This window comes from Nitrospirillum guanabarense, from assembly GCF_034653355.1.
GTDB lineage: Bacteria > Pseudomonadota > Alphaproteobacteria > Azospirillales > Azospirillaceae > Nitrospirillum.
Genome location: NZ_JAYEER010000001.1, coordinates 1,615,122 through 1,640,011 on the forward strand (window position 1 = coordinate 1,615,122; position 24,890 = coordinate 1,640,011).

General features: G+C 68.8%; 13 protein-coding genes. 11 read left to right on the forward strand and 2 right to left on the reverse strand.

The genetic code is table 11. The features are described 5' to 3' along the window. Positions 1 to 13 precede the first annotated feature (13 nt). The 3 genes from UAA55_RS06790 (at position 14) to UAA55_RS06800 (ending at position 5,351) form a co-directional block, all read left to right on the forward strand. Complete coding sequence (locus UAA55_RS06790; protein WP_322951893.1) at positions 14 to 1,531, forward strand: glycoside hydrolase family 32 protein; 1,518 nt, start codon at positions 14 to 16, stop codon at positions 1,529 to 1,531. Positions 1,532 to 1,708: 177 nt separating this feature from the next. Further along, on the forward strand, positions 1,709 to 3,214 hold the full coding sequence (locus UAA55_RS06795) for a tryptophan halogenase family protein (RefSeq protein WP_322951894.1): 1,506 nt from the start codon (positions 1,709 to 1,711) through the stop codon (positions 3,212 to 3,214). A gap of 88 nt (positions 3,215 to 3,302) precedes the next feature. After that, positions 3,303 to 5,351, forward strand: a complete 2,049-nt coding sequence (locus UAA55_RS06800) for a hypothetical protein (RefSeq protein WP_322951895.1) — start codon at positions 3,303 to 3,305, stop codon at positions 5,349 to 5,351. A 29-nt stretch (positions 5,352 to 5,380) separates the two neighbouring features. Here the strand turns inward: UAA55_RS06800 and UAA55_RS06805 are convergent, their stop codons facing one another. Then, positions 5,381 to 5,827 carry a DUF29 domain-containing protein gene (locus tag UAA55_RS06805; protein WP_322951896.1) on the reverse strand — a complete coding sequence of 149 codons (447 nt, stop codon included), beginning with the start codon at positions 5,825 to 5,827 and terminating at the stop codon, positions 5,381 to 5,383. Between the two features lie 216 nt (positions 5,828 to 6,043). Here UAA55_RS06805 and UAA55_RS06810 point away from each other — a divergent pair, with 216 nt between their 5' ends. The 8 genes from UAA55_RS06810 to UAA55_RS06845 all read left to right on the forward strand — a co-directional run bounded on the left by UAA55_RS06810 (position 6,044) and on the right by UAA55_RS06845 (position 18,077). Beyond that, positions 6,044 to 8,842 (forward strand): TonB-dependent receptor, encoded by a 2,799-nt coding sequence (locus UAA55_RS06810; protein WP_322951897.1) that lies wholly within the window; start codon positions 6,044 to 6,046, stop codon positions 8,840 to 8,842. A gap of 160 nt (positions 8,843 to 9,002) precedes the next feature. Further along, on the forward strand, positions 9,003 to 9,551 hold the full coding sequence (locus tag UAA55_RS06815; RefSeq protein WP_322951898.1) for an RNA polymerase sigma factor: 549 nt from the start codon (positions 9,003 to 9,005) through the stop codon (positions 9,549 to 9,551). Then, positions 9,548 to 10,543 (forward strand): FecR family protein, encoded by a 996-nt coding sequence (locus UAA55_RS06820; protein WP_322951899.1) that lies wholly within the window; start codon positions 9,548 to 9,550, stop codon positions 10,541 to 10,543. Before UAA55_RS06815 ends, UAA55_RS06820 begins: the two co-directional genes overlap by 4 nt. Beyond that, positions 10,527 to 12,020 carry a TonB-dependent receptor plug domain-containing protein gene (locus UAA55_RS06825; protein ID WP_322951900.1) on the forward strand — a complete coding sequence of 498 codons (1,494 nt, stop codon included), beginning with the start codon at positions 10,527 to 10,529 and terminating at the stop codon, positions 12,018 to 12,020. The genes UAA55_RS06820 and UAA55_RS06825 overlap by 17 nt, the downstream gene beginning before the upstream one ends. Positions 12,021 to 12,088: 68 nt before the next feature. Continuing rightward, on the forward strand, positions 12,089 to 13,552 hold the full coding sequence (locus UAA55_RS06830; protein WP_322951901.1) for a TonB-dependent receptor domain-containing protein: 1,464 nt from the start codon (positions 12,089 to 12,091) through the stop codon (positions 13,550 to 13,552). Then, a complete protein-coding gene (locus UAA55_RS06835) occupies positions 13,552 to 14,697 on the forward strand; it encodes a hypothetical protein (protein WP_322951902.1) in 1,146 nt (381 codons plus the stop codon). Before UAA55_RS06830 ends, UAA55_RS06835 begins: the two co-directional genes overlap by 1 nt. A gap of 23 nt (positions 14,698 to 14,720) precedes the next feature. Beyond that, positions 14,721 to 15,968, forward strand: coding sequence for a histidine-type phosphatase (locus tag UAA55_RS06840; RefSeq protein ID WP_322951903.1), 1,248 nt, complete (start codon positions 14,721 to 14,723; stop codon positions 15,966 to 15,968). A 33-nt stretch (positions 15,969 to 16,001) separates the two neighbouring features. After that, positions 16,002 to 18,077, forward strand: coding sequence for a phosphocholine-specific phospholipase C (locus UAA55_RS06845; RefSeq protein WP_322951904.1), 2,076 nt, complete (start codon positions 16,002 to 16,004; stop codon positions 18,075 to 18,077). A gap of 61 nt (positions 18,078 to 18,138) precedes the next feature. Here the strand turns inward: UAA55_RS06845 and UAA55_RS06850 are convergent, their stop codons facing one another. Then, positions 18,139 to 24,870 carry a hypothetical protein gene (locus UAA55_RS06850; protein ID WP_322951905.1) on the reverse strand — a complete coding sequence of 2,244 codons (6,732 nt, stop codon included), beginning with the start codon at positions 24,868 to 24,870 and terminating at the stop codon, positions 18,139 to 18,141. Between the last annotated feature and the right edge of the window lie 20 nt (positions 24,871 to 24,890).

A 24,890-nucleotide genomic window follows, 5' to 3' on the forward strand; every position in this document is an offset into this window, starting at 1 on the left:
CAGGAAGTCCAGCATGAAGGTCGTCAGATGCGTTGCGGCGCTCGCCTTGGTTGCAACGCCCTCCTTCGCGCAGGGGGTAAGCGACGTCCACCGTCCCCATTATCATTATGCTCCGGCTGAAAACTGGATGAACGATCCGAATGGATTGCTCTATTACGAGGGCGAATATCATCTTTTCTATCAGTACAATCCCTACGGTGATCGTTGGGGGCACATGAGTTGGGGGCACGCTGTAAGCCGCGACCTGATCCGCTGGCAAGAACTGCCGGTCGCCATTCCCGAAGCCGATGTGATGGCCTTCTCGGGAAGTGCCGTTCTCGACTGGAATGACAGCAGTGGATTCGGAAAAAACGGCAAACCTCCGCTCGTTGCGCTTTATACCGGCTATAATCCTGTCACAAAAATCCAGGCCCAGTACGTGGCCTATAGCAATGATCGGGGGCGGACTTGGAACCGCTATGGTGATAAGCCGGTTCTGGACATCAGCTCGACTGCTTTCCGTGACCCCAAGGTCTTCTGGTATGCCCCCGGAAAACGTTGGGTCATGGTGGTGGTGCTGGCCACTGAAAACAAGGTCGCCATCTATACTTCGGGTGACCTCAAACAGTGGAGCAAAGCCAGCGAATTCGGACCGGCTGGCGCAAGGAGCAGAAGCTGGGAATGCCCCGACCTGTTCGAACTACCCGTCGAGGGCCATCCTGACGAAAGCCGATGGGTACTTAGTATCGATCTGGACCAGGATGCGATTGGCGGCGGTTCCGGCGTTCAGTATTTTGTGGGTAATTTCGATGGCGCGCGCTTCACCCTCGATCCGTCCTGGGGACAGCAACCCGTCTGGGCGGACTATGGTGCGGACTTCTACGCCGCCGCATCCTGGAACGATATTCCCCAACAGGACGGGCGTAGGATTTGGATCGGCTGGGCCAATGACTGGCGCTATGCGCAGGCGGTCCCAACATGGCCTTCGCGGGGCCTCATGTCCTCTCCACGAACTGTGACGCTGCGCAAGACGACCGAAGGCTACCGCATCGCGCAGGCGCCGGTCAAAGAGGTGGAAACGCTGCGGCACGACCATGTGTCGGCAAAGGACGTTCGCCTAGCCGCAAACCCCGTAAACTTGCCCATTAAAGGTGGCGCGGTCGAACTCCAACTCGACATCGATACGGGAACGGCCGACCAGATCGTCGTGGCGCTGACGGATGAAAAGGGCTTCCAGACGCTAATAGGCATCAATCCGTCCATCGATGAATTATTTCTGGATCGCACCCGATCAGGCCCCGCCTTCCACGATGCTTTTCCTGACCGCCACACCGCGCCAATCAAAATTCAAAACGGCAGAGCGAAGCTGCGGATCCTTGTTGATGAGTCACTTGTCGAAATCTATGCCGACGATGGGGAGACGACACTCACCGATCGTTTCTTTCGTGGCGGCGGCCAACTCAGATGGACAGCGCAGGCGCGCAACGGAAGCGCCATCATGCGATCCGTCGATGCATGGCAAATGAAAGCCTCCCCAAATAACCCGGGTTGAACCCCTATGCTTCGAAAGTTGGCCGATGACGAGGCCCGGGTGAACACCGCAAACGCCGCAAGAACACAGTTTGCCCCGTCCGCATCCACCGGCGGTAGGGCCCCGGAGCCGGCCAGGACCACCAACCCACGTCCGGCAATTGCCCACGTCACTGATCGCATCAAGGAGAGCGAAGCCGTGTCAGATCGTCGTATCCGGAGGATCGTCATCCTGGGGGGCGGCACCGCCGGATGGATGACGGCGGCGGCGCTGGCCAAGGTCAACACCCCGCCGCAGTTCGAGGTGACGCTGATCGAATCCGATGAGATCGGCATCATCGGCGTGGGGGAGGCCACCATCCCCACCATCCACTGGTTCAACCGCCTGGTCGACCTGGATGAGGCGCAATTCCTGCGCGAAACCAAGGCCACCTTCAAGCTGGGCATAGAGTTCGTCGGGTGGAACGGGGGCAACAGCCGCTATTTCCACCCCTTCGGCCGCTATGGCGGGCCGGCCGACGCGCAGATGTTCTTCCACCGCTGGATCCGCGCCAGCCTGGGCGGCTTCCCGCACGGCCATCAGGATTATTCCCTAGCCACGCTGGCGGCCATGGCGGGCAAGTTCGGCCCGCCCGCCCCCGACCCCAATTCCCTTTTCTCCACCCTGGGCTACGCCTACCATTTCGACGCCGGCCTCTACGCCGCCCATCTGCGCCGCCGATCCGAGGTGCTGGGGGTGAAGCGGATCGAAGGCAAGGTGGAGCGGATCGAGCAGGATCCGGAGACCGGCTTCGTCACCCGCCTGACCACCCACCGGGGCGAGGTGGTGGAAGGCGACCTGTTCATCGACTGCTCGGGCCTGCGCGCCCTGCTGATCGAGGGCGTGATGAACAGCGGGTTCGAGGACTGGTCGCACTGGCTGCCCTGCGACCGCGCCCTGGCCGTGCCGTGCGAGCGTGTCGCCGACCCCGTCCCCTACACCCGCGCCACCGCCCACGCCTTCGGCTGGCAATGGCGCATCCCGCTGCAGCACCGCACCGGCAACGGCATCGTCTACAGCAGCCGGTTCGCCGGCGATGATGAGGCGGCATCCACCCTGATGGCCAACCTGGACGGCAAGGCGTTGGCCGACCCGCGCCTGATTCGCTTCCAGACGGGGCGGCGGCGGCGGTCCTGGGTCAAGAATGTCGTCGCCATTGGCCTGTCCAGCGGTTTCCTGGAGCCCCTGGAGTCCACCTCCATCCACCTGATCCAGAGCGGCATCGCCAAGCTCCTGTCCCTGTTCCCCACCCGCGACTGTCCGGAGGAGACGGCCGGCCAGTTCAATCAAGTCTACGGTGCCGACGTTGAATCGGTGCGCGACTTCCTGGTGCTGCACTACAGCCGCACCCAGGGACGGGATGAGCCCCTATGGCGCCACTGCCAGGCCATGGCCGTGCCCGAGGGGTTGTCGCTGAAGGAACGTCACTTCACCCGCACCGGCCGCATCGTGCTCTCAACCGATGAGCTGTTCCGCGAAGCCAGCTGGTTCGCCGTACTGATGGGCCAGGGACTGCGGGCCACCGACTACAACCCGCTGCTGGACACCATGCCGGCGGACGAGAACCTGGCTTATTTGCTGCGCCTGCGCGACCAGATGGCCAAGGCCGCCGCCACCCTGCCCAGTCACGAAGAGTATCTGCACCGCGTGATGGGACCAGCCTGATCCCATCCCTCCCCGTCTTTCCACCCCGCCACCGCCCCAATCCCCGGGGCGGCGCACCCCGGTTCATGCCTGCCTATAGGACCCACCCATGCCGCGCCTTCCGCACCTGCTCTCCAGTTCCATCCTGGCCCTGACGCTGGCCTGGGCGCCGGCATGCTTCGCCGATAGCGTCGCCAAGCCTGCCCTGTCCTACAGCCTGACGGAGGGGCGGAACCTCAACGCCTTCGTGCGTGAGGGCGAGGTGGCGGCCCACCTGCTGCTGCGCTCCGGCAAGGACGCGCGCATCCTGGTGGCCTTTCCCGCCGGCAATAGCAGCGTCGGCCTGTGGCTGGACACGACCGACACCGCCAGTTGGACCCTGACCGGCACACCCCAGCCCGTGACCACCACCGACGCCCTGGGCCGCCCCTTGCGCGGGGTGGTGTTCGAGGCCGCGTTGAAGGCCGACAGCGCCGTGCCCCGCCAGGGCGTGCTGTCCAGCACCCGGGTGCTGCGCGACTATGAGGCCCTGCACACCGTGCCCGCCCAGGTTCAGGTTCAGCCCACCCGCACCAGGGATACGCTGGACTGGGCGCGCGACCGCCTGGACGGCCAGGCCGGCTACCGCCTCACGGTGACGGTGACCCACGGCCAACTGACGGACGGTGGGCTCAAGGCCGGTGCCGATGGCACCATCGGCCTGCGCGTCACGGCGCTGACCGGTGAGATGCCGCTGACACCGCTGGCCGGCGACCATCTGCTGAACGGCGGTGCCGCCCCCCAATCGGCCAGCCGTGACGCCCTGACCTTCCTCAGCTACCAGGAAAAGCTGTTGGCCGGGTCATGGCGGTTCAACACCTATTTTGGCCGCGACACCTTGATGTCGGTCATGCTGATGATGCCGGCCTTGCAGCCGGAGGCGGTGACGGCCGGCCTGCGCTCCGTCCTGGCCCGCCTGTCGCCCGACGGCCAAGTCGCGCATGAGGAGGATATCGGCGAGTTCGCCATCTTGGACCATCTGAAGGCTGACGGCAGTACGTCGGATGCGCCGGTCTACGACTACAAGATGGTGGACAGCGACTTCCTGCTGGCGCCGGTGGCGCGGGCCTGGCTGTTGGACGACGCGCGCGGCCGGGCGGCGGCCGCCGAATTCCTGGCCGCGCCCGATGGCCGGCAGGGGACAAACGAGGCGGCGGGTGCGGCCCTGGTACGCAATCTGCGCCGGGTGGTGGCCCAGGCCAGGCCTTTCGCCGCCGCTCCCGGCACTGCTACCCTGGTGCGGCTGAAACCGGGCCAGCAGGTCGGCGAATGGCGGGACAGCGACACCGGGCTGGGCGGCGGCGTCTACCCCTACGACGTCAACGCCATCCTGGTGCCGGCGGCCCTGGAGGCGGCGGACGCCCTGCTGAAAGCCAAGCTGCTGGACCCCTGGCTGGACGCGACCGCCCGTGCCGACCTGGCCAAGGCGGCGGACCTGGTCAAGGTGTGGCGGGCCAAGGCCCCCGCCCTGTTCGACGTGACGGTGGCGCCGGCGCAGGCGCGCCAAGACGTCGCCGCCTATGCCGCCAAGGCGGGCGTGCCGGCCGACGCGGCGCTGGCGGCTCTACCCCAGGGCCCCGTGCGCTTTCACGCCTTGTCGCTGGACGCGGCGGGCACACCCATTCCCGTGCTGCATTCGGACGAGGGGTTCGAGATGCTGTTCGGCCACCCCAGTCCTGGGGCGCTGGCCGCCGCCGTGGAGGCCGCCGACCGCCCCTTCCCCGCCGGCCTGATGACCGGCATCGGCATGCTGGTGGCCAACCCGGCCTACGCGCCGGCGGCAACGCAGGACCTGTTCCCCCGCACCGCCTATCACGGCACCGTCGTGTGGTCCTGGCAGCAGGCGCTGACGGCCGCCGGGCTTGCCCGCCAGTTGGCTCGCCCCGATCTGCCGGCCACGACCCGGGCCAAGTTGACATGGATGCAGGCCGCCCTGTGGCGGGACATCGATGCCGCCAAGGACGTGCGGAATTCGGAACTGTGGTCCTGGGACTACCGCGACGGCCACTACGTCGTCGCCCCCTATGGCGCCGCCGGCAACGACGCCGACGAGTCCAACGCCGCCCAACTGTGGAGCACCGTTTTCCTGGCCGTGCGGCCGCCCAAGGGCGGGCATTGAGGAGCCGCGTCACCGGACTGGCAAAAAAGTCAGTGTGAGGTTTCCGGCCAGAAGCTGGCATCCATGATCTGCTCGAACGACCACGGGCATTCCGCCGGGAAGGTCGCTTCCGGCAGGCCGGTTTCGTCGGCGGCCAGGATCAAGGCATTGCCGTAAGCCTGCTGAATGGCCTCCGGCAGTTTCGCCCTCAGGCTTGGGTTGTCCTGGAGATGCACATCCAGGTCACGTCGTTGCACACGGATGGTCGCCTCCCAGGAGGAGCCGCGCCGCACCGGCTGGAACTGCCATTTCAGCAGATGCAGGAGCAAGACAACGAGACGGTTCGCCAGCTCACGCTTCTCGGCTTTGCCCATGCTCTCGATTTCCTCGGCGATGTGCTCAACGTCGGCCGCTGAAAGCTGACCGGAGCGCAGCAGGGCCGCCTGTTCATTGGCCCAGGCGTAGAAGTCCTGCTCATAAAGGCCGGACTTAGGCATCAGGTCTTCCTCCTCTGATCGACGGGGCCCAAGGATAGCATATTGGCCGGCCGCGACGTTGGCGGTTCTAATCGGCTACTGCAGCCGAATAATGAAACCAAAATTACTAAAGTTCCGTGACAGTCCGGAATCTGGCCCCGTGCCGCGTCTTGGCTTTCCGAGGGCGCCCGTCGTGGGCGTCCATGACGGAGCCGAAAGAAGACTATGCGACACACGATGCTCAAGGACGTCCTGCTGTGCGGCGCCATGGCCGGCGCCCTGCTGGCCGCACCGACCATCCATGCCGCTGAAGCCAGCGCCCCCGCCACCCCTGCCCCCAACGCCGCCGACGCCGGCGCGCCCGACGCCAGCACCGACGGGACGCTGGACGAAATCCTGGTCTTCGCCAACCGCGACCAGGCCGACACCGCCAAGATCCGCGCGTCCAACACCGTCGACATCATGTCGGCGGCGGAGCTGGAGCACACCGCCGTCCATAACGTGGCCGAGGCGCTGGGCCTGCTGCCGGGCGTGACCGTCAGCAACACCGGCCAGTCTGTGGCCGGTGGCATCGACGGCGCCTCGCGCGGTGAAGGCATGCTGGTGGCCATCCGGGGCATGAACTCCGAATTCGCCGTCGACCTCATGAACGGCGTGGAGGTGGCCCAGGGCCTGCCCTACAGCCGCAGCGTCCAGCTGGACCTGCTGCCGCCGTCCGGCCTGCAGACCATCGTCGTCAACAAGACGCTGGACGCGTCCATGAGCGGCGACGCCATTTCCGGCACCGTCGACTTCCGCACCCCCACCGCCTACGACTTCGCCAACCCGCTGCACTTCAGCATCCAAGGGGGCGCCCGCCTGGAGAGCCGGGCGCGCGACTATGGCGAGACCGGCCTGGGCGGCAACACCGCCGCCGAGGTGGCGACCCAGTTCGGCCGTGACCGCCAGTTCGGCATTTATGTCAGCGGCTATTACGATAAGCGCTACTTCACCAACAGCGAGATGGCGGGCATCGACAGTGCCCATAACGACGGCGGCTGGGGCTTCGCTGTCAGCGGCACCAAGAACGGATCGACCAACCCGGCGGGCACGGACCCGGCGTCCAACCTGCGCCAGACCGGCATCAGCGTCGGCGTGTCGGACGGCAGCACGGAACGCTATGGCGGCAACCTGTCGCTGGACTGGCACCCGGACGACACCACCGCCGTTTTCCTGCGCGGCTCCTTCGCCCGCGAGAACGCGGTGCAGAACAGCACGCTGAGCCAGATCATCAGCACGGACAAGAGCTGGAACGCCCTGGCCAACGGCCTGTACGGCCTGAGCGTGGACAAGTACCGCACCTCCGTCTGGTATGAGACCAACCCGGAGCGCGCCGACCTGTCCACCCTGCAGCTGGGCGGTGAGAAGAAGGTGGGCGCCCTGACCCTGACGCCCACCCTGTTCTTCAGCGCCGCCAACAACGACCGCCCCAACCATATCGAGGCGTCGTCCCGCATTGACCAGTACAGCAGCGGCGCCCGCTTCCCCAGCGGCATCGCCGGCATGGGCAGCAACGACGGCTATCCGGTACCGGTGTTCAGCCCCGGCATGTACGACGCGCTGAACAACGCCGCCACCGCGCTGTGGGCCCGCCGCGCCGGCCAGCTGACCCAGCAGGGCAGCCATCAGGACAAATACGGCGGCAAGCTGGACGGCCAGTACGACATGAACGACAACGGCCCGCTGTCCTTCATCAAGGCTGGCGTCAAGTTCGTGGAAAGCGACCGCGCGGTCACCAACCGCGACTGGACCAACCCCTATTTCTCGGCCCTAGGCTACCCCAACAGCACCTGGTCCAGCCTGGGCATCGCCAACGGCTATTATTCCTCCGTCTATCCCGGCCGTTACAGCTGGTCGGTGCCCAAGGTCAGCCAGCAGGCCCTGCTGGACTATTTCTACAAGCTGCAGACGGCCGGCAGCTTCGACACCTGCAACGGCAACTACGTCGACAACATGAACTGCAACACCCTGAAGGGGCGGGAGCAGGTGACGTCGGCCTATGTCATGGCCAACCTGCAGTTCGGCCAGGTGGAGGTCATCCCCGGCATCCGGTTCGAGCACACGGATATCCACAACACCTTCTGGCAGCTGAACAGCGACGGCAAGACCGTGGGCCACTGGGAAAACAGCAGCACCACCTACAACGAGCCGCTGCCCAGCGTGCTGGTGAACTGGCGCCCGGACAACGACACGGTTTACCGAGCCAGCGTCAGCCAGTCCTACACCCGGCCCGCCCTGGTGCAGCTGGGTGCCTCTTCCTCCGTGTCCATCAGCGCCGACACGGGTGTCAAGACCATCACCCAGGGCAACCCCAACCTGAAGCCCATCGAGTCCACCAACCTGGACATGTCAGGTGAATGGCACAACAGCCAGGGCGGCACGGCCTCGGCCGCTGTCTATTACAAGCGGCTGTCGAACTACCTGTTCGACAACGGCTCCACCCTGGTGAATCCGTTCAGCACAACCAGCAACCTGGTCAGCATCAGCCAGCCCAAGAATGGCGGCGACGGCGACGTCTACGGCATCGAACTGGCGTTCCGGCAGAAGTTCGACACCATCCTGCCCGGTTGGCTGTCCGGCTTCAGCATCGGCGGCAACGTCACCCGCCAGTGGTCGGTGGTCGACACCGGCATCAAGGGCCTGGACGCCGACCAGCCCATCCAGAACGCCCCCGGCTGGCTGGCCAACGCCACCCTGTCCTACACCGTGGGCGGCTTCTCCGCCGACCTTGGCTACAACTACACCGGTTCGTATTTGGCCTATTACGACTACCTGGGCCAGGGCGGCAGCTGGGACAACATGTGGGTCCGGCCGACCAACCGCCTGGACCTGCACGTGGGCTACAAGTTCGACAACGGCTTCGCCGTCGACGGCTCCGTCTCCAACCTCACCGGTGATTACACCTACTGGGCACATATCGGGCGCAACAGCCTGACACTGTCGAACATTGTCGACAGCGGCACCACCGCCCTGATGACCGTCAAGTATACCTACTGATCCGTTCCGCTACCGGGGGTGGGGCCGCCAGGTCTCACCCCCACTCCACCCCCGCGTCCCCGTCATCCGGAGCCTGCACATGGCGCAGCCCTCCATCATAAATCTGCAGCCTGCCGTCGCTATGACCTTGTCCGCGCCCATTAGCCGGCCGAGGGGAAAGATGGACAGTCAGGCCGATGCCAGGGCCAGGAGCGATGCGCCGTCAGCGTTCGACGGCGCGGAGTTCGAGGCGCACCAATCCGTGCTGCGCGGCTATTTCGCCCGCCGCGTGCGCCAGGCGCAGGACGTGGATGATTATGTCCAAGACGTCTATCTGCGCGCGCTGGCCGCCGCCCCCGCCCGGGGCGTGGACAACTGGCGCGCCTTCCTGCTGCGCGTGGCCAGCAGCCTGCTGGTCGACCGCTTCCGCCGCAACGCCGCCCGCCACCAGGACGCCCACGACGGCCTGGATGAGGTGGCGGAACTGGCGGACGACGGCGCCGCCACGCCCGAGCACACCGTCATGGTCCGGCAGGAACTGGCCAGCCTGGAGGCGGCGCTGCGCGACGTTGATCCCCTGGCGCGGCATGCCTTCCTGCTGGTACGCGTTGATGGGCTGAGCCACCGGGAAGTGGCCGGCCGCCTGGGCCTTGAGGTCAAAATGGTGTCCCGTCAAATCGAACGCGTCCTGGCCCACCTGGCCCGGACGATGGTGGAGCCGGCGCGTTGACCTCCACCGATCACGATCAAGTCTTGCTGGAAACAGCCGCCAACTGGCTGCGGCGCATACAGGCGGGGGAACTGGGGCCGGAGGGCCAGCGGACCTTCCGCGCCTGGCTGGCGGCCGCCCCCCGGCACGCCGCCGCCATGGACCTGGTGACCCGCGCCTGGACGGCCAGCGGCGCCATCGACGACAAGGGTGCGCTGCGGCCGGACCTGACCCGCGCCCGTGGCCTGCGCCTGGCTGATGGTCAGACGCGGCCCCACCGCTCCTCGCGGCCCATCGCCTGGATGCCCCCGGTGGGCGGCTTGGCCGCCGTCCTGGCCCTGGCGCTGGTCTGGCTGTGGAACGGTGCCGTCAGCGAAGCCGACTATGTCACCGCCACCCACGACCATCCCCAGGTGACCTTGTCCGATGGCACGGTCATGCGCCTGGGCGGTTCCACCCACCTGCGTGTGCGCATCGACCCGCTGGGCCGCCGCGTTGACCTGGTCCAGGGCGAGGCGGAGTTCCAGGTGGCGCATGAGAGGCTGCGCCCCTTCCATGTGATGGCCGGGGCGCTGGAGGTGCGCGACCTGGGCACGCGTTTCACCGTTTCATCCCACGGCGGGCAGGTACGCGCCGTGCTGCTGGAGGGGGCGGCCGAAATCCGCGACCGCGACAGCGGCCGGGTGCTGGCCAGCCTGGCGCCCGGCCAGCAGGTGGACCAGGACGGCCGGGGCCCCCTGCGCCTGGGCAAGGCCAATGTGGACCAGGTCAAGGCCCGCCAGGACGGGCGCATGCTGTTCGATGACGTGCCCCTGGTCCAGGTGGTGCCGGAGGTGGCGGCACGAACCGGCATTGTGCTGCACCTGGACGACCCCGCCCTGGGCGCCATCCGTGTCAGCGGCAGCTACCGCGCCGACGATGTCGCCGGCTTCCTCGCCGCTCTGGCCCGCCTGCATCCCATCACCTGGCGGCAGGACGCCAATGGGGATTACCGGATTGCGCGCCGGCGGTAAGCCCCAGCGCCGGCCCGGACGCCGCCGCCTGGCGGCGTCCTGCGCCGTGCTGCCGTTGTTGGCAGCGGCGCCCGCGCCGGCGGGAACGCCGTTCACCATCGCGGAACAACCCCTGGGCAGCGCGCTGTTGGATCTGGCGCGCCAGTCCGGCCGCGACGTGCTGTTCCGGCCGGAACTGGTGCGCGGCTGCCGCGCCGGACCGCTGGCGGGCGTGACGGATTTCGAGGCGGCGCTGGGCCGCCTGATATCGGGTTGCCATCTGCGCTATCGCCTGGGCGACGGCGGCGCCATTGAGTTGGAACGGGCATCGCCCATCCCGACCACACCGGCCGTGGCACCGGCCAGCGGCGGTCAGCTGCCCGAGGTGCTGATCGTCAAGGCGCCCTACCACGGCACGCCCCCGGCGGAAATCACCGCCACCGCCGTGACCGACGGCCTGACCACGGCGGATCTGCACGACCGGGCCGATCGCACCCTGGCGGAAAGCCTGGGCCGGCTGGCCGGCGTCAACGTGCTGGTCACCTCCCTTCAGGGCGACCTGGGCGGCATCGACCGGGCGGCGCGGGGGGAAGGCCAGTTCGCCGCCGTGCGCGGGCTGGACAGCGCCTACGCCGTCACCCACCTGGACGGCGTGTCGGTGGCGCAAAGCATGCCCTACAGCCGCGCTGTACAATTGAGCCTGCTGCCACCGCTTGCCATGGACGGGGTGGAACTGACCAAGACGCCGGACGCCCATGACGACGGCGATGCCACCGCGGGCCAGTTCGACCTGCGCCTGGCGTCCGCCCTGGAGGGTGGGGAGCACACGCGCCTGCTGGTCCAGGGCAATCTGGACGAACGCTCCGCCAGCCTGGGCCGGCCCTCGGGCGGGGGCCTCGCCACCGTGGACGTCGCCCGCCAATTCGGCCGCGACCATAGCCTGGGCCTGGCCGCCACCGGCTATTACGGCCGCAACCGCTTCGCCAGCGTGGAGCAGTCCTACCAGTCCACCCAGTTCGAATACCGCCTGGTCGACGCCAGCGGACAAACACCAGTCGGCATGGATCCGGCGCGCAACCTGCTGGCCACCTCGCTGAACGTGCAATATTCGGAAGGGGAGACACGGCGGTGGGGCGGCAGCCTGGCGGCCGACTGGCAGCCCAACGACACCTTCCGCGCCTTCGCCCATGTCACCGTGGCCACGGCCGACACCGACCAGGAGGTCTACCAGATGGGCTTCCAGGGTGGGCGCGACCCCAGCTTCATCACCCGCGTCGCCCTGGGCAACGGACTTTATGAGAACCGCAGCGTCAAGACCCAGGTGCATTACTGGTTCGAGACCAACCCCGACACCGCCACCCTGGGCACGGCCCAGCTGGGCGCCGACTGGCACACCGGCGCCCTGACCCTGTCGCCCCGCCTGTTCTACACCTGGGGGAGAACGGCCGGCCCCAGCATATCGAGCTGTCGTTCTGGAACCCGACCGGCACCACGGTGAACCAGGGACTGAGCCTGGGGCACCAGGATGGCTATCCCGTGGTGGCGAGGCCGTCGGCAGCGCTTGCGATGGCTGACGGGGTGGAGAACTTGCCAGTTTCCAACCGCGGCCAGATCACCAGCTTGTCCAGCCGTCAGGATAGGCTGGGCGGCGCCCTGGACGGCAAACTGGCCGTGACCTCCGACGCCACGCTGGAAGCCGGGGTAAAGATCACCGACAGCCAGCGCGACAGCTACCGCCGCGACCAGGAAGGGCAACTGGTAGGCGGGCTGGGGGCGGTGGACGCCGGCACCAGCGTGGCCGAGCTGGCGGCTGCGGGCCTGCGCGCCGGCACGCTGACGGCACCGCTCAGCGGCATCTACAATTTCACCTTCCCCTTGATCGATGCCGACCGGCTGGCGCAGCTGTACCGCCAGCGTGACGGCACCGCGACCTGGACCGCCGATGCCTGGAACGGCAACACGCTGAGCGGTGGGGAGCGCACGGTGGCCGCCTATGCCCAGGCGCGGCTGACCTGGGATGACCTCACCCTGCTGCCGGGGTTACGGGCGGAATTCTCTGACCTGACCAACCGCTATTGGCTGTCGGGCAACAACGGCGTGCCCACGGGCGGCGTCCATTACGGCTGGAATGAGAGTGGCAGCCGGTTCACCGCCCTGCTGCCCCGCCTGCTCGCCCGCTGGCAATCGGATGAACGCTCGACCTACCGCGCCGCCGTCTGGACCAGCCAGACCGCGCCGTCGCCCTATCAGCTGGCGGGTAACGCCACGGCCACTCAGGACAGTGACGGCGTGGTCACCATCACCCGGGGCAACCCTGACCTGAAGGCGGTGGACGGCCTGAATTTCGACTTGTCCGGTGCCTGGACCTGGGGCGACACCGCCGGGGAGGAGGGCCGGCTGGAACTGGCGCTCTTCCACAAGCGCTTGAAGAACTACCTTTACGACGCCGGCGGCGGCCTGGCGGTGGGGTCCCCCACCAGTGACGCGCAAGTCCGTCTCAGCATCCCCACCAACGGCGGCACCGCCCGGCTGACCGGAGCGGAGCTGTCGGTGGACCAGGGACTGGCGCCTGTGGCCGAGATCCTGCGTGATTTCCATCTGGCCGGAACCCTCAGCTGGGAGACCACCGCGGTGCGCCTCAACAGCCCCGATTTGAACGCGGTGGAACGGGTGCAGTACGCGCCCCGCTGGCTGGCCGGGGTACAGCTGCGTTACGACCGAGACGCTCTGCATCTGGCCGTGGATTACCGCTGGGCCGACGATTACGTGCAGTCCTACGGCACCGCGTTTGTTTCCGGGGGTGGAACGTCCCCGGCAGGCAGCGCGCTGGACACCTGGGTGCATCCCACGCGACGGCTTGACCTCAGCGCCGGCTATGATGCCGGCGGGGGCTTGAGTGCGCGCCTGACCGTGCGCAATCTGGGCGACGCCCTGGCCTACCGCACCAGTGTCGGCCGTCATGGCGACACGGTGGTGCAGACCATCGCCGCCGGCCGCAGCTATGAACTCAGCCTGCAACAGGAGTTCTGATGAACCCGCCCCTCCGCCTGGCCGCCGCCTTGGCCGTCCTGCTGCTGACCCCGCCCGCGCTGGCGGCCGATGCCGCCGCCCTGGCCGGCGCCTCGCCCCTGACGCGCGATTCCCTGGCCCGCTTGCGGGTGGATGTCGACGCCATGCGCAACCCGGTCATCAAGGCCGCGACCGAGGACGCCCTGTTCAATCCCACCACCTGCGTGGCCCATCGCGCCAACCTGGGCCAGGCGGACAAGCGGGCCATCATCGACCGGCTGGTGGCCGAGGGCCTGGCCGATCCCGGCGATGGCCTGGCGGATGGACTGTTGCCGGCTTTGCCCGGCGAGGGCGGCCCCTGCCCCCATCTGCCCCAGCCCTTCGCCGCGGCCCCCGGCGGCAATGCCGGCAGCCACCATTCCTGGCCGGGCGGCCTGCCCTTGCATGAGGCCTTCAACGTCCAGAGCGCCAAGGATTTCGCCGCCGCCTACCAGGCCGTCGACGGCGTGGACCTGGACGGGCGGGACGACCTGATCGCGGCCGCCCCGCTATGGCATGACTGGGCCAAGGCCCTGCTGTTCGTCTGGCGGCCGGATGGCGGGTTGCCGCCCGAGGTATCCCTGGGCGGGCATGGCGCCGATGGCGACTACCGCACGAGCGCCCACCATATCCTGGGCCTGGCGGAGGCGATGGCCCGCCGCCTGCCGGCCGACTTGGTCATCGTCCAGGCCTGCGCCCACCAGGCACCGGAACGGGGCAAGCCCGATCGGCTGGTGCACTGGCTGCGGGCCGCCGCCATCATCGCCCGGGTGGACCCAGTGGCAGCGGGTTACCTGGCGCCGGCACAGGCGGGTGGCCTGACCCTGCCCGGCATGATCGATGCCACCGGCGTGCCGCGCTGGTGGTCCGCCTGCCTGATCCACGCGCAATCCGACCACAACTGGGTCTACGCCGAACCGGCTGTGGAGGATGCCGACGCCCTGCTGCGCCAATTGGCCCCCCGCTTCGGCGTGGATGCCAGCGATCCCGCCCGCTACACCTGGGGTTATCGCCACGCGGTGCTGAGCCACCTGGGAGCGGCCCGTGTACAGTCGCTGGCAGCCCAGGGCGGACTGAACGCCCTCGCCCAAGCCTTGACCAAACTGCGCGCCCAAGGCGTGTTTTGACCCCTGCTGCTGGAAAGATGCCCGTGACCCGCCTTCTTCCCCTTCTCCTGGCCGGCCTGATGCTGGCGACCGCCCCGGCCCAAGCGGCACCAGACGCCACCGTGGCACCCCGTGCCGCGAACGGCCAGCCCCTGACGCTGGAGCGGGTGGTCATGCTGGTGCGCCATGGCGTGCGGGCCCCCCTGGATACCGAGGCGGCCCCTGGGCTGGCGCAGGGACCGTGGCCCACTTGGCCGGTGGCGCCCAGCCACCTCACGCCGCATGGCGCCGCCGCCGCGACGCTAATGGGCGCCTATCAACGCCAGTGGCTGGCCGCCAACGGCCTGCTGCCCGCCCAGGGCTGCCCCAGCGAAGCCCAGGTGGCGATCTGGACCAATTCGGCGGAGCGGACCATCCGCACCGGGGAGGCCGTGGCGCAAGGCTTGGCGCCGGACTGCCCCCTGCCCGTGGGGCACAAGCCGCCGGGCACGCTGGACCCGCTGTTCGATCCGTTCGAGGCCGGCGCCGCCACCGTGGATGCCACCGCCGCCGTGAAGGCTATGGAGCCGGAGATGGACAACGTGCGCAACGCCTCCACCTACTTGGTGCCGGCCATCGCGCTCACCATCCGCGGCCTGGGCTGCGACAAGACCTTGCCGGCCTGCGACCTGGTGCAGGAGCGCACGGTCATCAGCCCCAGCGCCGACAACCGTGGCGTCGACCTGCGCGGGCCTGTCGCCCTGACCGCCGGTGCCGCCCAAATCTTCATCCTGGAGTATCTGGAGGGCATGGCGCCGGACCAAGTAGCCTGGGGCCGCTTTGGCGCGGGCCCGGGCCTCAGCGACGCGCTGGCGCAGATTTCCCGCCTGCACGGCCTGCAGTTCGACGTCTTCGCCCGCAACACCTACATGGCCCCGCGCAAGGCCGTGGCCCTGGCCCCGCGCCTGGTGGAGGCGCTGACCGGCGCCGGCCAGCCGCCCGTCACCCTGCTGGTGGGCCATGACGACAACATCGCCGCCATCGCGGGATTGCTGGGCGTGCACTTCCAGGTCCAGGGCTATGGCGAGGATGATCCGCCCGTGGGCGGCGGCCTGCGGCTGGAGCTGTGGCGCGACGCCGCCGGCCAGTCCCTGGTCCGCGTCGCCTATGTCGCCCAGACGCCGGACCAGGTGCGCGATCTGGTCCCCCTCAGCCTGGCCAGCCCGCCGTGGAGCGCCGTGCTGCCCCTGCCCGGCTGCGGCGCGCTGTGCCCCGTGCAGACCGTGACCAACAAACTAAGCGTCGCCCACTAATCCCCTTTCTCCGGCCTGGAAAGACCGCCCACCATGATGGATCGCCGTTCGCTTCTTCGCCATGCGCTGGGCGGTGCCGCCCTGGCCGGATTGCCCCCCGCCTTGGCCCGCGCCGCCGCCATCCCCGCCGACGTGCGCACCGGCACCATCGACGATGTGGCCCACATCGTCGTGCTGATGCAGGAGAACCGGGGCTTCGATCATTACTTCGGCACCCTCTCGGGTGTCTGCGGCTTCGGCGACCGCTTCCCCATCCCGGTGCCGCCGGGCCTCGAGGGGCAGCCCCTGACCGTGTGGGACCAGCGCGACCGCACCGACCCGCACCCACGCCTGGTCAACCCCTTCCATCTGTCGACCAAGGCGCATTTCGACCTGATGCGCATGCTGGGCACACCGCACCAATGGGCCAACGCCCAGGCCGCCTGGGATAACGGCCGCATGGCCCATTGGCCGGAGGCCAAGACCCAGCGCGCCATGGGCTATTACACGCGGGAGGACATCCCCTTCCAGTTCGCCATGGCGGAGGCGTTCACGATCTGCGACGCCTACCACTGCGCCATGCACACCGGCACCAACACCAACCGCCTGTTCCTGTGGACCGGCACCAACGACCCGCACGGCAAGGGCGGCGGGCCGGCCATCGACAACCCCGACGACGATCTGAAAAAGCCGGACGCGGCCAGCACCCCGCGCTTCTCCTGGACGACCTATCCGGAGCGATTGGAGGCGGCGGGCGTCAGCTGGGGCCATTACCAGGACATGGCCGACAATTTCGGCGACAACCCGCTGGCCAATTTCCTGCAATACCGCGCCGCCTACCGCGGCGATCCGGGCTCGCGCGCCGTGCTGCGGGACAAGGGCCTGTCCACCCGGGCGCTGGACAAGCTGCGCGAGGATGTGCTGGCCGACCGGCTGCCCCAGATTTCCTGGGTCGTGGGCACGGAGGAAGGGTCGGAGCATCCCGGCCCGTCCAGTCCAGCCCAAGGAGCGGCCTACACCGCCCAGGTCATCGACGCGCTGACCGCCAACCCCAAGGTGTGGGCGCGCACCGTGCTGTTCATCACCTTCGATGAGAATGACGGCTTCTTCGACCATGTGCCGCCACCGGCCCCGCCCTCCCCTGACCCGGACGCGCCCGGCGGCTACGCCGGCGCCAGCACGGTGGCGACGGACGACGACTACCACCGCCTGAAAGCCCCCGGCGCCGATGGCGACGATTTGAACCTGCGCGGTCGGCCCTATGGCCTGGGGCCGCGCGTGCCTTGCTACATCCTGTCCCCTTGGTCGCGCGGCGGCTGGGTGCATTCGGAGGTGGCCGATCACACTTCCATCATCCGCTTCATGGAGCGGCGCTTCGGCGTGATGGAACCCAACATTTCTCCCTGGCGGCGGGTGGTATGCGGCGACCTGCTGACCGCCTTCGATTTCAAGACGCCCAACGCCAAGTTGGCCGCCCTGCCGGACACGGTGCCCGCCCGTGATCGCGCCCGCGCCATCGTCGGCCAGACGGTGCCGGAAACGCCGGTGGCCCCGCCCCATCCGGCTCAGGAGGCTGGGGCCCGGCCGTCGCGCCGGCTGCGCTACGTCCTGGAGGTCGCCGGTCAGATCGACGCGGCCGCCGGCACGATCCGCCTGGATTTCGAGGCCGGCGCGGGCCAGGGCGCGGTGTTTCATGTGTATGATCGGCTGCGGCTGGATACCATCCCCCGCCGCTACACGGTGGAAGCCGGCCGCAGCCTGTCGGGCGACTGGCACCTGATTGGGCCGGAGGGCGCCTATGACCTCTGGGTGCGTGGTCCCAACGGCTTCCACCGCGCCTTCACCGGCAACCGGGCGGGCACCACCGGCATCAGCTGGGCGGTCGAGGGCGATGCCATCCGCGTCACCGTCGCGCCTGGTGCTGATGTGGCCGTGCGGCCGGACGCGTATCAGGACCATCACCGGCCTTGGGTCCCCGGGGCGGAAGGTGGGATCATGCGCTGGCCGCTGCGCCCCACCGCCGGCTGGTACGATCTGGTCGTCACCGGCGATCACATCCAACGTCGCCTGGCGGGCCGCGCCGATGGCGACTGGCCGGCCACCAGCGACCCGGCCATCGGCTCGAAGTAAGCCTGGAATAGGAAAGCCCCGCCGGATCGCTCCAGCGGGGCTTTTTGTTGGACGCTCGACCTCAGAAGTTCCAGCTGGCGCGGAGGACGCCGCCGTGGCTCTGGTAGTCGTGGCGGTACTCGCCGTTGTACTCCAGGCGCAGGCTGAAGGCTTCGCTCTGCTGCAGGGTGGCGCCCAGGTTGACGGCCAGGCCGTCGGTGTTGACCCGCCCGGTGGTGCTGGCGAAGGCCACCCCCGCCAGCACGCCCGTGGTCGGGATGGGCGCGTCCTTGAAGTCGTGCACCCAGGCCACCCGCAGGTCCGGCGACAGCAGGCCGACGCCCGTGTTCCACTGCGTGTCCACCTTCAGCCCCAGTTCCTGCGTCACCGCGTTGGTGCCCAGCGTGTCCACCTTCAGGTTGGCCGGGCCGGCGTCGTGTTCCTGGTAGTCGTGGTTCACCAGGCGCACGAAGCGCAGGCTGTACTGTGGCGTGAAGGTGAACGCCCCCTGCTTGGGCAGGTCGTAGCCCACCGTCACCTTGCCCAGGTACTGCTCCCCGCCGTAATTGGCGTTGGCGCGGGCGCCCAGGAACTGGATGGCACGGCGCTGGTCGAAGTGGTTGTAGCCGAAGCCCAGCTGGCCTTCGACCGACAGCTTCTGGTCGGCGAAGTCCGGACGCCAGACGCTGTAGGCCGTCAGCTGGTAGCTGCCCACCCGCGTCGTGCTGCCCGCCATGACCCCCTGGCCCACCGAGGCGCTGTTGATCCAGCTGAACGCCAGGCCGGCCATGACCTCGTCGCTGGCGAACCAGTCGGCGCCCAGCACCAGGCCGGCGCTGCTGGCGCGGTAGCCCGCCGCCTCCGTCGTCGTGCCGCGCAGCACGCCGGCCCCCACGATCTCGCCCCAGATCACCCCCTCGCGCCCGTTGGAGCCCGCGGCCATGCCCTTCCCGCCGCCGTCCATCAGGCCGGCCACCGTTTCCTGGTGCTGGCTGATGGCCGTGGTCGTCGGCGTCACCGACGCCGCCGTCAGCTGCGGCGTCAGCTGGCTGGGCGACAGCTGCGCCACCGCCACCTGCTTGGCCGCCGGCGTCAGCGTCGCCAACGGCGCCAGCACCTGCTGCGTGAACGCCGCCAGCTGCGGGTTGGTGGTGATGCTGTTGCCGGCCAGCGCCGCGATCTGGTCCAAGGCGGCGCCCGTGCCCACCGCCGCACCGCCCTGCGCGTTGCCCACCGCCGTGTAGTTCGTGGCCCTGCCCGCCACCTTCACCACCAGCTGGGTGGTGCCGCCCACCGTCACCAGGTCGCTGGTCACGGTGTAGCCCGTGGCCGTGAAGTCCACGCCGCTCAAGGTCAGCCCATTGCCCGAGGCGATGGTGTAGGTCCCGGCCTGCAGGGCCCCCGCCCCGCTGCCCACGCCCTGCAGCAGCACCGAACCGCCGGTGAAGGCCGCGGCACCGCTGACCGCCAGGTTGCCGTAGCTGGTCGGCGTGGTCACGCCGATGGCCAGCGTGCCCGCCGACTGGCTGTAGCCGCCGGTGATGTTGATGGCGCTGTTCACCAGCAGGGTGGCCCCGCTGTTGAACACCGTGTGGCCGCCCGCGTTGATGTGGTCGTTCAGCAGCTGCGCGCCGCCGGTGAAGCGCACGTTGGACTGGGTGTTGCTGATCGTGCCGACGGCGCCGTTGTATCCGGTCAGGGTGCCCGGGCTGGCCAGGCTGCCGCCGGTGATGATCAGGTCGCCGGTCGACAGGTTGGTGATGTTGCCGGCCAGCGCCCCGCCGTTGGCCAGGGTGCCCAGCGTGCCCGTGGCGGCGATGTACAGCGCCGTCGGGCTGGCCACCGTGCCGGTGTTGTTGAGCGTATCCAGGCTGGCGCCGATGTAGTCGTTCGCCGCCGCCGCCAACAGGTTGCTGCCGCTGGTGACCGCGTTGGCCGTCAGGCCGGTGATGCCGCTGGTGACCGTGGCGCCGGCGTAGTTGGACCCCGTGCCGCCCTGGATCAGGGTGACGCTGTCGCCCACCAGGTAGTTGCCCACGGCGCTGACCCCGGCGTTGACCACGCCGCCCGTCACGTTGGCCGCCCCACTGACCGTCAGCACATGGCCGCCCGTGGTCAGCGTGCCGCCGCTCTGCGCGAAGTTGCCCGTGATGCCGACGTTGCCGGCCAGGCTGAGGCTGGCGCCGGCGTTGCTGACCGTGTGGGTCGCCACATTGATGGCGTCGCCCAGGCTGACCGCACCCGAGGCGAACATCACGTTGGCGCCCGTGCTGGTGATGGTGCCGCCGCTGAAGCGGCCCACCGCGCCGTTGCCCCCACCGTTGATGGTGAGATCCCGGGCCGACTGGTTGACCACGTTGCCGACGAGGACGCCGCTGTTGGCCAGGTTGCCCAGGGTACCGGTGCTGGCGATGTACAGCGCCGTGGCGCCGCCCGCCGTGTTCACGAGCGTGCCCGTGACGTTCAGGACGTTCAGGCTGGCCCCGATGTAGTCGTTGCCCGCCACCGCCAGTAAATTGTTGCCGCTGACCGAGCCATTGGCGTCCAGGCCCGCCAGACCGCTGGTGACCACGGCCCCGGTGTAGGACGAGCCCGTCCCACCCTGGATCATCGTCACGCTGTCGCCCACGAAGTAGTTGCCCACGCCGGACACCCCGGCGCTGACCGTGCCGCCGCTGACCAGCGCCGGGCCGCTGACCGTCAGCACATGGCCGCCCACGGTCAGGCTGCCCGCGCTCTGGGCATAGGTGCCGTTGACGCCGACGTCCGCGGTCAGCGCGATGGCCGCCCCGATGTTGCTGACCGTGTGCGTCCCGCCCACGTCGATGGCGTCGCCCAGGGCCACCGTGCCCGAGGCGAAGATGACGTTGGCGCCCGTGTTGCGGATGGTCCCGCCGGTGAACACACCCACCGTGCCACCCGTGCCGCCCCCAGTGGCGCCAATGATGGTCAGATCACGGGCGGAGACGTTGGTGATGTTGCCGCTGACGGTGCCGCTGTTGGCCAGGGCCCCCAGCGTGCCGGTGCTGGCGATGTACAGCGCCGTGGCCCCGCCCGCCGTGTTCACGAGCGTGCCCGTGACGTTCAGGGTGGCCAGGCTGGCGCCGATGTAGTCGTTGCCGGCAACGGCTGCCAAGTTGCTGCCGCTGGTGGACCCCAGCGCGTCCAGGCCCGTCAGCCCGCTGACCACCGTCGCCCCGGTGTAGGTCGAGCCATTGCCGCCCCGGATCAGGGTCACGGCATCGCCCACCAGGTAGTTGGCGGCACCCGCCATCCCGGCATCGACCACGCCGCCCGTCACCTGCGCCGCACCGCTGACGCCCAGGACGTGGCCGGCCACCGACAGGGTGCCGGCGGTCTGGGCGAAGTTGCCCGTGACGGCCACATCGCTGGCCAGCGTCAGGCTGGCGCCGGTGTTGCCGACCGTGTGGCCGGTCACGTCGATGGCGTCGGCCAGGCTGACGGCGCCGCTGGCGAAGCTCAGGTTGCTCAGGCTGTTGCGGATGGTGCCGCCGCTGAAGCCGCCCACCGTGCCACCGGAGCCCCCGACGATGACCAGGTCATTGGCACTGCCGTTGACCACGTTGCCGATGATGGCCCCGCTGTTGGCCAGCGTGCCCAGGCTGCCGGCGCTGGTGATCAGCACCGCCGTGGCGGCGTTGATCGTGCCGGTGTTGGTCAACGTCCCCAGCGTGCCGCCGACATAGTCGCTGAGCAGCGTCAGCAGCAGGTCGGTGGCCGCCCCGTTGGCGCCCGTGCCCAGGGTGGCGCTGAAGCCGCTGGCCGCGGCCGTCAGCCCGCTGGTGGTCAGCGTCCCGCCCACCTCGGCGATGGTGTAGCTCTGGCCCGCGATCAGGTTGCTGCCCGTCAGCGCCGTCACCGCCACCGTGCCCCCGGTGAAGGCCGCGTCGCCGCTGACCAGCAGCTCACCCGCCGTGGCCGCGCCGATGCCCATGGCCAGCGTCCCCGCCGACTGGCTGTAGTTGCCCGTCACGCTGAGGACGGTGGTCAGCAGCACGTTGGCGCCGCTGTTCACCAGCGTGCCCGTGCCAACATTGACCTGGTCGTTCAGCAACAGGGTGCCGCCGGCCAGTTCAACATTGGCCAGGGTGCTGGTGATCGTGCCGATGCCGCTGGTCCCCGTCAGCGTGCCCACGGTGCCGCCCGTGCCGCCGGTGAACACCAGGGCGTTGGCGCTGGTGTTGACGATGTTGCCCGATATCGTGCCGCTGTTGGCGATCGTGCCGATGCTGCCCTGGTTGTACAGGGCCGTCACGCCGGCGATGGTGCCGCTGTTGCTGATGACACCGATGGTGCCGCCGCTGGTGTTGCGCAAGGCCCGCCCGCTGACCGTGTCGGTGGCGCTGACCAGGCCGCTGTTGTCGAGGCTGGCGATGGTGCCGCTGTTGTACAGGCCATAGGCCACGCTGCTGATGGTGCCCTGGTTGATGACGGCGCCGATGGTGCCCCCATTGTTCAGGCCGGCGGCGTTGACCTCCGGCGCGTCCTTCAGCAGGCCGGTGTTCAGCACCGTGCCGATGCTGCCCTGGTTCCACAGGCCCACCCGGCCGGTGGCCGTGCCGCTGTTATCCACCAGGCCGATGGTGCCCCGGTTGCGGATGCCATAGAGTTCGCCGTCCAGCACGCCGCTGTTGACCAGCGTGCCCAGGCTGCCGCCACTGGCGATGTAGGCCGCCGTCACCACGCCACTGATGGTCCCGGTGTTGTTCAGGGTTCCCAGCGTGCCGCCGATGTAGTCGTTCACCGCCGCCAGCACCAGGTCGACGTTGGACCCGATGGTGGTGACGCCGGTGCCGATGGTCAGGCCGGTGATGCCGGAATAGATGCCCACGCCGGTATAGCTGGACCCCGCCCCGCCCTGCACCAGGATGACGCCGGTTGACGACCCCACGATGTAGTTGGTGATGGAGCTGACGTCGGCCGTGATGGTGCCGCCGCTGATGGCGGCAACGCCACTGACCTCCAGATGGTTGCTGCCCAGGGCCAACGTGCCCGTGGCCTGGCTGTAGGCGCCGGTGATGGTGACGGTGCTGGCCAGGGCCAGGCTGGCGCCGCTGTTCACCACCGTGTGGCCGCCCACGTTGACGATGCTGTCACCCAGAACCTGGGCCCCGCCCGCGAACACCACGTTGCTGGCCGTGTTGGTGATGACGCCGCCCGTCAGCGTGCCACCACCGCCCGCGATGACCAGGTCGCCCGTCGACAGGTTGGCGATGGCGCCGCTGATCGTGCCGGCGTTGACCAGGGTGCCCAGCGTGGCGCTGGCGCCGTTGTACAGGGCGTAGTTGGTGCCCGTGATCACCCCCTGGTTCAGCAGGGTTCCCAGAATGCCGCTGTTGCGCACACCCGTGGCCGACCCCACGATGCTGCCCAGCAGCGTGCCGAAGCCGATGTTGCCCAGCAGGGCGATGGAGCCGCTGTTGTTGATACCGATGGAACCGGAGATCAGGCCGGCGTTCTGCGCGATGGTCAGCGTGCCGCTGTTGTTGATGCCCGCGGTCACGCCACCAATGGTCCCGGCGTTGCCCAGGCCGTACATCGTGCCCTGGTTGTCCACGCCCGCGCCCGTCGTGCCCAGGATGGTGCCGTAGCTGGTCAATGTGCCGAGGTGGCCGGCGTTGGCCACACCCACCGCGCCCACCATGACGCCCAGGCTGCCGCCCACCGTCCCCAGCGTGCCGTTGAGGATGCTGTTGATGCTGCCCAGGTTGTTCAGGGCGGCGGTGGCGCCCAGCAGCGTGCCGGTGTTCGTCAGGCTGCCCAGCGTGCCCGTCGCCGCGACGTAGACCGCGTTGTTGGCGATGATCGTGCCCGTGTTGTTCAGGCTGCCCAGCACCGTGCCCACATAGTCGTTCAGGCCCGCCAGATACAGGCTGTTGCCGCCCACCGAGCCCGAGACCTCCATGCCCGTCACGTCGGAGGTGTAGCTGAGTCCGGTGTAGCTGGAGCCGGTGCTGCCGGTCACCAGGGCGGTGGTCCCGCCCACGCCCGCCAGCATGTTGATGGCACTGGGGACGCCTGTGACGGCGATGGTGCCGCCGGTCACGACCGCGGCGCCGCTGACCGACAACGCGCCGGTGCCGTAGGCCTCCACCAGCGTGCCCGACGACTGGCTGAAGTTGCCCGTCACGCTGATGGCGGTGGTCAGCAGCACGTTGGCGCCGCTGTTCACCAGCGTGCCGCCACCCACGGTGACCCGGTCGTTCAGCAGCAGGGTGCCGCCCCCCAGCACCACGTTGGCCAGCGTGCTGGTGATCGTGCCGATGCTGCCCGACTGGCCGGTCAGGGTGCCGACCGTCGCCCCCGCCCCGCCGGTGATGGTCAGGGCGTTGGCCGACAGGTTGGTGATGTTGCCCTGGATCACGCCGCTGTTGGCCAGAACGCCCACGGTCCCGGTCGCGGCGATGTAGACCGCCGTCGTGGCGCTGAGCGTGCCCGTGTTGCTGAGGGTGCCGATGCTGCCGCCGACATAGTCGTTGCTGACCGTCAGCAGGAAGTCGTTGCCGCTGGTCGTCCCCGTCGCCCCCACGCCGGCCACGCCCGCGACCGTCGCCGTGGCCCCGGTGTAGCTGGAGCCCGCACCACCCGACACCAGGGTATAGGCGCTGCCCACCAGGTAGACGCCGCCGCTGGCGAGGCTGGCCAGCACCGTACCGCCGGTGATGCTGGCCGCCCCGGTCACCACCAGCTGGCTGACCCCCGGGTTGACCACCAGCGTACCCGCCGTCTGGCTGTAGTTGCCGCTGATGCTGATCGTCCCCGCCAATGCCAGCGACGCGCCCGTATTGCGCACGGTGTTGGCGCCGACGTTGA

Excerpts from the sequence above, each read along its gene's own strand:
- UAA55_RS06790 (WP_322951893.1), top strand. The coding sequence starts at position 14 with ATGAAGGTCGTCAGATGCGTTGCGGCGCTCGCCTTGGTTGCAACGCCC.
- UAA55_RS06800 (WP_322951895.1), top strand. The coding sequence starts at position 3,303 with ATGCCGCGCCTTCCGCACCTGCTCTCCAGTTCCATCCTGGCCCTGACG.
- UAA55_RS06805 (WP_322951896.1), bottom strand. The coding sequence starts at position 5,827 with ATGCCTAAGTCCGGCCTTTATGAGCAGGACTTCTACGCCTGGGCCAAT.
- UAA55_RS06810 (WP_322951897.1), top strand. The coding sequence starts at position 6,044 with ATGCTCAAGGACGTCCTGCTGTGCGGCGCCATGGCCGGCGCCCTGCTG.
- UAA55_RS06815 (WP_322951898.1), top strand. The coding sequence starts at position 9,003 with ATGGACAGTCAGGCCGATGCCAGGGCCAGGAGCGATGCGCCGTCAGCG.
- UAA55_RS06830 (WP_322951901.1), top strand. The coding sequence starts at position 12,089 with ATGGCTGACGGGGTGGAGAACTTGCCAGTTTCCAACCGCGGCCAGATC.
- UAA55_RS06835 (WP_322951902.1), top strand. The coding sequence starts at position 13,552 with ATGAACCCGCCCCTCCGCCTGGCCGCCGCCTTGGCCGTCCTGCTGCTG.
- UAA55_RS06845 (WP_322951904.1), top strand. The coding sequence starts at position 16,002 with ATGATGGATCGCCGTTCGCTTCTTCGCCATGCGCTGGGCGGTGCCGCC.